A 6,004-nucleotide genomic window follows, 5' to 3' on the forward strand; every position below is an offset into this window, starting at 1 on the left:
ATATAAAAGCGAAGGGGGAGTGTGTAACCTCATTAGGAAATCCTTAATGGAATGATTAACATGATCAAATGCTTTACTATATTCCTCATTACCGTAATATTCGGCCGCAATATGGTAGTGGGTCCAAGGGCTATAGTCTTTTTGTTTTAGTTCTTCCTTTAACATCGTAATATTTCGTTCAAATTTCTTTTTATTTTCAGTAACGGAATTCATATATCCATAATGGTGAATTTTAATTGGCACATGCTTGATGATGAGGCCATCCTCTGGTATCGTCAGAACCTCTTCTACGTTCAGCATTTCATGTATTTTACCTTGAAATTTAAATCCTTTATGATTTCGCAAAAGACGGGTATGGACGATATCGAAGGTTTTTTCCGGTTCTGGCCGTTCGCCATAATAATTAATCAAATGAATAGATAAAATATCCTCATTCGAATATAGAATGTCACGTAATTTATAAACATCAGAAGCATCAACTTGTTCATCTGCGTCCATCCATAAAATCCAGTCCCCTGTTGCGCGTTCCAATCCAAAGTTTCGGGCGTCAGCAAAGCTTTTGTTCCAGGGGAATTCGAAAACCTGTGCTCCAAATGATTTACAGAGCTCAACCGTTCGGTCTGAAGATCCCGTATCTACAATAATGATTTCGTCTACAACCCCTTTAGTGCTGCTTAGGCACTTTTCGATAAATGCTTCTTCATCTTTCACAATCATACATAACGACAAACGCTTAAAGTCCATTTTTCTCCCTCACTCCTTTTAAAAAACATTAAACAATCATTTTCCATATTATGTTTTTAACTAGGTAAAAGTGCTTTTTTGGCAACATCCCAAGCGGTGTTCAATATAATGTGTAGGTGAAGAAAGAAACCCCATGATGAAGCCTGAGGTGGAAATTGTGAAGAAAGATTCACTAAAAATTAACTGGATTGGCCCTCAATTTGCTGGTCATAGTCTTGCGATCGTTAACAGGAATATTTGCAGTTTATTAAACAAGGAACATTTCAACATTAGAAAGTTAGTCCCAGACGAAGAAATTCCGTTAGCACTCTCTGTCCGAGAAGAACAGAGTAAAATAGGAGAATTGTTGCCCTTTCCTGAATCGGATTTTACAGTTGTTCATCAGTGGCCGCCAGTCTGGGACATACAAAAAAGTAAGAAATGGATATGTATGCAGCCTTGGGAATTTGGTGCAATTCCTAGGATCTGGTATATTCCCATGAAGTATTGGGTTGATGAAATCTGGGTATATAGCCAATACAATAAGGAAAGCTATGTACGCTGCGGGATTCCAGAGGACAAAATTCATGTTATCCCGCTTGGGGTGGACCAAAAAGTTTTCCACATTGATGTGGAACCTCTAGATTTAACAACTTCCTCTTTTCGATTCCTATTCGTTGGTGGGACTATTGGACGTAAAGGAATTGATACTCTCATTCAAGCTTATCTAAATGAGTTTTCTGCTAATGATGATGTTTGTTTGTTTATTAAGGACACTGGTACCCAATCTTTTTATAAAGGAATAACGCTGGAAAAGATGATTCATGAAGCCATGTCAGATCCTAAAAATCCCCGTATTGTATACATGGATCATGACTTTTCGGAAACAGAGCTGGCGGGATTATATAAGGCGTGTGATTGTTTAGTTCATCCATACAGGGGAGAGGGGTTTGGGCTGCCTATTGCGGAATCCATGGCGTGTGGAATTCCGGCAATTGTGCCCGATAAAGGCTCATGCCGGGATTTTTGCAGTGCTGAAACAGCATTCCTTGTACCCTCTAAGGAGGTTCTTTTACCAGAAAAAAAAGTCGGTGACCTCGATACAGTGGACTATCCATGGTGGCTTTCAATTGATAGGGCCGATTTGCAGCAAACTATGCGGTTTGCGTATGAAAATCCTTCATTGGTGAACCAAAAAGGACAGGAAGCAAGCCGGCATATTTTAGCTTCATTTACATGGAAAAAAAGTGCCCAGACAGTGGCTGAAAGAATCAGACTGTTGGCTGATAAGAAAACAGACTCGAAACTAACACACGAGGATATTGTTAAAATGGAGCTGGAGTATGGAAATGAACTTTATCAAAATAAATTGATGGAAGATGCCTTAAATAACTATCTCAACATTCTTTCAATATATCCCCTAACATTAATGGCAAGGTACAATGCCGTCATCATTCACATCCAACAAAAAAACTATGTCGCTGCAATTGAACATCTGGAATACATTGCCGACAACATGGAGCAACAAGATCATAACTTTCAGGAGAATATCTTGCTCATGAAGACATTTTGTAATGCGCAGCTGTAGTCCATGAAGGGGTTTTTTTCTAATCCATCCAGAGAAAACATAGCGTTTATGACAGGAATTCCCATTGTATCAGTTTCAGAAATACAAGGGAATTATTATCCATTCCTAAATCAAAGTACCTTTGAAGTTCATGAAATAATTGAAAATGGAAAAGAGAGTTTTGTATTTGATAGCGTTCTAGAATTACGGAATTCATTAAAAGAATTACTGGGCAATTATGAACTTGTCTTTTACAGGGAAGACCGAAAATTTGTCCTTTACTCTTTAGAAAGGAAGATTGGTGAATGACTCAACCTACAGGAGTTCTATGGGTAGGCCCATTAGGTGATATAGGCGGGTACGGTAATGTCTCCAGGAATTATTTGAGAGCTTTGCAACATATTGATCTCCCAATTCATTTAGTATCATCAGTAAAGGCCCAAAATGAAATTGGAGAAGATGATATTAAGCTGCTGTCTAATTTTAATAGGGTAATGAACAATCCGGGTGATAATCCTGTTCTTGTAATGCATGGTCCTGCAGAATCGTTTTTAGCGCTTGATAAAAAAGGTTATCATAAAACAATTGGAATCACATTGTTTGAGACGGATCGTATCCCGCCACATTGGGTAGATATTTGCAATAATTTGGATGAGATTTGGGTTCCCACGCACTTTAATTATCGGACATTTACAGAGTCAGGTGTAAATCCTTCAAAAGTACACGTTGTTCATTATCCTATTGAAAGCAGTATCTATACAAAAGAATTTGAACCTTACCCTTTTCCAACTGAAGTAAAGTCTTTTAAGTTTCTATATACTTTAGCGTTTGATTACCGCAAAGGGTTGGATTTGCTCATTCAAAGCTATTGTGAGGAGTTCTCTGCGGACGATGACGTCAGCCTTGTTTTAAAAATCTATGTTCCCTTTTGGATTGCCGATGGGAATTTTTCTGAGTTAATAACTTCGTATATACCAAAAAAGGAAAATAATCCACATATTCATTTAATGATTGAAAATACTCCTCGTGAAGATTTAATGCGTTTATATTCAAGCTGTGACTGCTATGTTTCTACTGAAAGGGCAATCGGATGGGGGATGCCTCAGATGGAGATGATGGCGATGGGGAAACCAGTGATATCGATTAATTGGGGAGGAGTTACAGAATTTATGAACGATAAAAATAGCTTTTTAATAGAACCAGAGCATGAACTAGAACCTGTACATCCTCAACTGCAGCTCACAAGAGCTATTCATTATTTTGGCCATAAATGGGCAATGGTTAAAGAGGAAAACGTGAGGTTGGTTTTGCGGGAAGCGTTTGAAAATCATAAAAAAAGAGAGGAAATTTCATTGCAGGCAAAACAAGATATAAAAAATCATTTCTCTCCACAAATTATTGCAGAGCAAATGAAAGCTCGATTATTTTCTTGAATTTGATTTCTTTATATGGAGGGTCATGGCAAATTGCTGGACCTTAAATATAAAGATTTTTTTTGGTTTCTTAGATAAAGGGAATATAAGAGGCTGATAACAGCATATAAAAATAAATGGGGATTTCTTACACAAAAGAATAGGAGGGCATCATGAAAAGAACTCTAATAACGGGTATTACAGGCCAAGACGGCTCATATTTGGCAGAACTTCTACTTGATAGGGGATATAAGGTATATGGTTTGAAAAGGAGAACTTCAACAGAAAACTATGAAAATATTAAACATATACGAAATGACATTGAATTTATATCCGGTGATTTAGCCGATCTATCATCATTGATCCAGGCAGTGAAACTTTCTAAGCCAGATGAGGTATACAATCTTGGTGCACAGTCCTTTGTAGCGGATTCATGGTCGCAGCCGTTATATACTGCAGAGGTTACTGGCCTTGGCGCACTGAACATGTTGGAAGCAGTTAGGCAAATAAAGCAGGATGCTCGTTTTTACCAGGCTTCGAGTTCTGAAATGTTTGGGAAGGTAATTGAAACCCCTCAAACGGAAACGACCCCGTTTTATCCCCGAAGTCCCTATGGTGTTGCGAAAGTATATGGACATTGGATTACTGTCAATTATCGTGAAAGCTTTGATATATTTGCGTGTTCAGGGATTTTATTCAACCATGAATCGCCAAGAAGGGGAATACAGTTTGTGACACGAAAAGTGACAGATGCAGTCGCGAGAATTAAACTCGGCTTGCAAACGGAGCTTCGTCTCGGAAATCTTGATGCAAAGCGGGACTGGGGTTTTGCAGGAGATTACGTGAAAGCAATGTGGCTGATGCTTCAAGAAGAAAAGCCCAACGATTATGTCGTAGCAACCGGAAAAACCCATACAGTGCGTGAACTTGTAGAAATCGCTTTTACTCATGTCGGATTAAATTGGGAAGATTATGTGATTCAGGATCCAGCTTTTATGAGGCCGGCAGAGGTAGATTTGCTCCTGGGAGACCCACAGAAGGCAAAAAAAGAGTTGGGGTGGGAGCCAAAGGTTTCTTTTGAGGAATTAATAAAGATGATGGTAGATCATGACATGCAAAAGTACGGTCAAAATCAATGAAGGCACTTATTACGGGAATAACAGGTTTTGTCGGGAAACATCTTGAGTCCTTCTTGAGGGATAAAGCGGATGTTTATGGAACTTCCCGGTCAAATAGAAGCAAGAATCATATTTTTGAAGTAGATTTACTTTCTGAAACAAAAGTCACCCGGTTAATTGAGGAAATTAAACCGACGCACATTTTCCACCTTGCAGGGTTAAGTAATGTTAAAGATTCTTGGAAACAAAAAGCGGATTTTATTCAGGCTAATGTGATAGGAACGATTCATTTATTGGAAGCTGTCAGAAAAGTAGATAACAAAATAAAGGTCATGACGGTCGGCTCGTCAGAGGAGTATGGACGGATTCAGGGAGAATTAGACAAGGTTATTGAGGAGACTGCATTACATCCGGTTAGTCCTTATGGAATTAGCAAGTGTGCAGTAAGTATGCTTGTCAGTTTATATCACAGGTCATATGGATTAAACGTCGTCCATGCCAGGCCATTTAATCATATAGGACCTGGGCAAAGGTTAGGATTCGTAACATCTGACTTTGCCTATCAAATAGCACTTATCAATAAAGGTAGAATAGACGATCCTATCCTCCGGATTGGAAATTTAAAAACAGCAAGGGATTTTACCGATGTAAGGGATATAGTGGAAGCTTATTACAATATCGCATGTTTCGGTATAGCGGGGGAAGCTTATAATGTGTGCACAGGCCAAGGAGTTTATATTCAAGACATATTAGAGAAATTTTTAAGTTATTCAAATAAAAAGATTGAACTCGTGGTTGACCCAAGCAAAATAAGAGTGGCAGAGGTTCCTAAACTAGTAGGGGGCCCCGAAAAATTATATAAATTAACCGGCTGGAAACCAAAACGAAAACTTGATGATACATTAAAAGATATTTATGATTATTGGATAAATAATTTGTGAAGCACCAACGGCTATTCAATCTCCTTACAGTCGGTAGGTGTGTTCATAGAAAAGAAAACAACGGCAAAGGGAAGCCCTTTGCCGTTGTTTAATTTTGGATATTAAATATTGTTGCTTAACTTTACTTAACATTATATTAGATATAAAAATGGTGCACTGCTGGCTACATATAAAAAATCCTTCCTACTTTCGTATCCTTTTTCTGTTAGATATTGTATATGAATGTTAGGCTGCACGGATGCA

The 6,004-nt window shown here is 38.3% G+C and carries 6 protein-coding genes; 5 read left to right on the forward strand and 1 reads right to left on the reverse strand.

What is annotated here, in order from left to right; all coding sequences use genetic code 11:
• On the reverse strand, window positions 1-744 hold a 744-nt coding region (locus KHB02_RS26955; protein WP_241114126.1), incomplete at its 3' end, for a glycosyltransferase family 2 protein.
• A gap of 133 nt (window positions 745-877) precedes the next feature.
• On the opposite strand from KHB02_RS26955, the gene KHB02_RS26960 reads away from it, so the two are divergent.
• The 5 genes from KHB02_RS26960 to KHB02_RS26980 all read left to right on the forward strand — a co-directional run bounded on the left by KHB02_RS26960 (window position 878) and on the right by KHB02_RS26980 (window position 5,761).
• Entirely contained in the window at window positions 878-2,311 is a 1,434-nt protein-coding gene (locus KHB02_RS26960) for a glycosyltransferase (RefSeq protein WP_213144226.1), read from the forward strand.
• Window positions 2,312-2,314: 3 nt separating this feature from the next.
• The gene (locus tag KHB02_RS26965; RefSeq protein ID WP_213144227.1) at window positions 2,315-2,599 is read left to right on the forward strand and encodes a hypothetical protein; all 285 of its coding nucleotides are present in this window, start codon (window positions 2,315-2,317) and stop codon (window positions 2,597-2,599) included.
• Complete coding sequence (locus tag KHB02_RS26970; RefSeq protein WP_213144228.1) at window positions 2,596-3,723, forward strand: glycosyltransferase; 1,128 nt, start codon at window positions 2,596-2,598, stop codon at window positions 3,721-3,723. Before KHB02_RS26965 ends, KHB02_RS26970 begins: the two co-directional genes overlap by 4 nt.
• A 152-nt stretch (window positions 3,724-3,875) precedes the next feature.
• Entirely contained in the window at window positions 3,876-4,841 is a 966-nt protein-coding gene (gmd, locus tag KHB02_RS26975) for a GDP-mannose 4,6-dehydratase (RefSeq protein WP_213144229.1), read from the forward strand.
• Window positions 4,838-5,761 carry a GDP-mannose 4,6-dehydratase gene (locus tag KHB02_RS26980; protein WP_213144230.1) on the forward strand — a complete coding sequence of 308 codons (924 nt, stop codon included), beginning with the start codon at window positions 4,838-4,840 and terminating at the stop codon, window positions 5,759-5,761. Before gmd ends, KHB02_RS26980 begins: the two co-directional genes overlap by 4 nt.
• The last annotated feature ends 243 nt before the right edge of the window (window positions 5,762-6,004 follow it).

The sequence above is a fragment of the Neobacillus citreus genome (genome assembly GCF_018343545.2).
In the GTDB taxonomy this organism is placed as follows: Bacteria; Bacillota; Bacilli; order Bacillales; family Cytobacillaceae; genus Neobacillus; species Neobacillus citreus.

Excerpts from the sequence above, each read along its gene's own strand:
- KHB02_RS26960 (WP_213144226.1), top strand. The coding sequence starts at position 878 with ATGATGAAGCCTGAGGTGGAAATTGTGAAGAAAGATTCACTAAAAATT.
- KHB02_RS26965 (WP_213144227.1), top strand. The coding sequence starts at position 2,315 with ATGAAGGGGTTTTTTTCTAATCCATCCAGAGAAAACATAGCGTTTATG.
- KHB02_RS26970 (WP_213144228.1), top strand. The coding sequence starts at position 2,596 with ATGACTCAACCTACAGGAGTTCTATGGGTAGGCCCATTAGGTGATATA.
- gmd (WP_213144229.1), top strand. The coding sequence starts at position 3,876 with ATGAAAAGAACTCTAATAACGGGTATTACAGGCCAAGACGGCTCATAT.
- KHB02_RS26980 (WP_213144230.1), top strand. The coding sequence starts at position 4,838 with ATGAAGGCACTTATTACGGGAATAACAGGTTTTGTCGGGAAACATCTT.